Annotated in this window: 4 protein-coding genes; all 4 read left to right on the top strand. The window is 46.5% G+C overall.

All coding sequences use genetic code 11. The features are described from left to right. The first annotated feature begins 258 nt into the window (after positions 1-258). A complete protein-coding gene (gene rpsL, locus Q0R35_RS16500) occupies positions 259-642 on the top strand; it encodes a 30S ribosomal protein S12 (protein WP_295620862.1) in 384 nt (127 codons plus the stop codon). 14 nt (positions 643-656) lie between these two features. Further along, positions 657-842 (top strand): hypothetical protein, encoded by a 186-nt coding sequence (locus Q0R35_RS16495; protein WP_295620859.1) that lies wholly within the window; start codon positions 657-659, stop codon positions 840-842. Positions 843-1023: 181 nt separating this feature from the next. After that, the gene (rpsG, locus tag Q0R35_RS16490) at positions 1024-1494 is read left to right on the top strand and encodes a 30S ribosomal protein S7 (protein ID WP_295620855.1); all 471 of its coding nucleotides are present in this window, start codon (positions 1024-1026) and stop codon (positions 1492-1494) included. A gap of 123 nt (positions 1495-1617) precedes the next feature. Then, the coding region (locus Q0R35_RS16485) for a GTP-binding protein (RefSeq protein ID WP_295620852.1) at positions 1618-2091 on the top strand (474 nt) is incomplete at its 3' end.

Genomic DNA, 2091 nt, shown 5'->3' with positions numbered 1-2091 from the left:
CGAAATATTTTGATGGAAGCAGTGCAGAAAGCTCAAGAACGAATAGCCGAAATCGAGCGTGGCACAGTTCAAACAATTCCTGGAGATATTGCCCTGGAACAAATCCGGCAACTTTTAAAGAAATGAAATATGAATTTCACCTTGCCGTGTAACGACCGCCAGATTACTATTTTGATTGACAGGCACGAACAAATCGTCATACAATAGTGAATTGTCAACAGTTGGAACCAATAGGTGACTGTCAAAATTTTCTAAAACATGCCAACCATCCAACAGCTCATTCGCAAAGCCCGCGAAGACTACAAAGTCAAAACCAAATCACCCGCACTGAAGGAATGCCCTCAGCGTCGTGGTGTTTGTACTCGCGTTTACACGACTACACCCAAGAAACCTAACTCAGCTCTACGTAAAGTAGCGCGGGTGCGGCTCACTTCTGGATTTGAAGTCACCGCCTACATTCCTGGGATCGGTCACAACCTTCAAGAACACTCCGTGGTGATGATTCGTGGCGGTCGGGTAAAAGATTTACCTGGGGTCAGATATCACATCATTCGCGGTACGCTAGATACCGCTGGGGTGAAGGATCGCAAGCAAGGTCGTTCCAAGTATGGAACCAAGCGACCTAAAGCTCCTAAATCGTAAGTTTCATAATTTAGATGGCGATCGCTCGACATTTTTTGAGTGCGTTATTAACATCTACAAGCTTACAGACCGATCGCATCCAGCAAGACTGCAAACAATCCTATGCTGAGGGTATTGTTGCCTGCAATTGCCTTGAGTGTCAGCGATGGACATTCGAGCGGCAACTACAGATAATTGCTGAAGTAGAGATAAATTGGTAGTTTCCGGTTTCGTTGCAAATGGCTCAAAGACCATCGTTAGATGTTCGCAAAGCCATCACTGAAGATTCCTAGATTAATCCTCAATGCAAATAAGTAAGTGACCGAAGGCGAGCCACAGATGCTCTCATCCAGAGGTTGTAACAACGTCAGTACCTAAACCAATCACCAATTCAACTTTCGTATGTCTCGCAGAACCAAAGTCGTCAAACGCCCAGTGCCACCAGATGCTGTTTATAACAGCCGTCTAGTGAACATGATGGTGCGCCGCATTATGTATAGCGGTAAAAAATCAGTCGCTTATCGGATTATTTACGAAGCGATGAAAACTATTGAAGAGCGGACTGGGAACGATCCGCTCGAAACCTTTGAAAAAGCTGTTAAAAATGCTACTCCCCTAGTGGAAGTCAAAGGTCGTCGGGTTGGTGGTGCTACCTACCAAGTACCGATGGAAGTAAAAGCCGAGCGCGGTACGGCACTCGCCATGCGCTGGTTGATTAACTACTCTCGCTCTCGTGCGGGTAAATCGATGGCTGGTAAATTGGCTAACGAGCTAATGGATGCAGCTAATGAAACCGGAAGTGCGATCCGCAAGCGTGAGGAAACTCACCGGATGGCAGAAGCGAATAAAGCCTTCGCACACTACCGTTACTAAACCGATTCGGTTTTCACTCTATTTGGGAACACTCACGATCGAGCGAGTGTCCCCAAAAACGTCTACAATCTTAGTAAAGATTAACAAATTTATAATCGGCAGCCGACAAGTTAGGAGGTTATTGTGCCACGTACCGTCCCGTTTGAGAAAGTACGCAACATCGGGATTGCAGCCCACATTGATGCGGGTAAGACAACCACGACCGAGAGAATATTATATTATTCTGGGGTTGTTCATAAGATCGGCGAAGTTCACGAAGGAACTGCCACCACCGACTGGATGGTGCAAGAGCAAGAGCGTGGAATCACCATCACCGCAGCCGCAATCAGTACGACTTGGAAAGATCATAAGATCAATATCATCGATACTCCAGGACACGTAGATTTTACGATCGAAGTCGAACGTTCGATGCGGGTACTCGATGGTGTAATTGCTGTATTCTGCTCCGTTGGTGGCGTTCAGCCTCAATCGGAGACGGTATGGCGACAAGCCGATCGTTATAAAGTGCCTCGGATCGTCTTTGTGAATAAGATGGATCGGACTGGTGCGAATTTCTTCAAAGTTTACGAACAAATTCTCGATCGGATGCGCGTTAAC

Source organism: Chamaesiphon sp. GL140_3_metabinner_50 (genome assembly GCF_025361915.1).
Lineage (GTDB): Bacteria > Cyanobacteriota > Cyanobacteriia > Cyanobacteriales > Chamaesiphonaceae > Chamaesiphon.
Note: the sequence above shows the minus strand (reverse complement) of the source record. Positions and strands in the feature narration are given on the sequence as shown.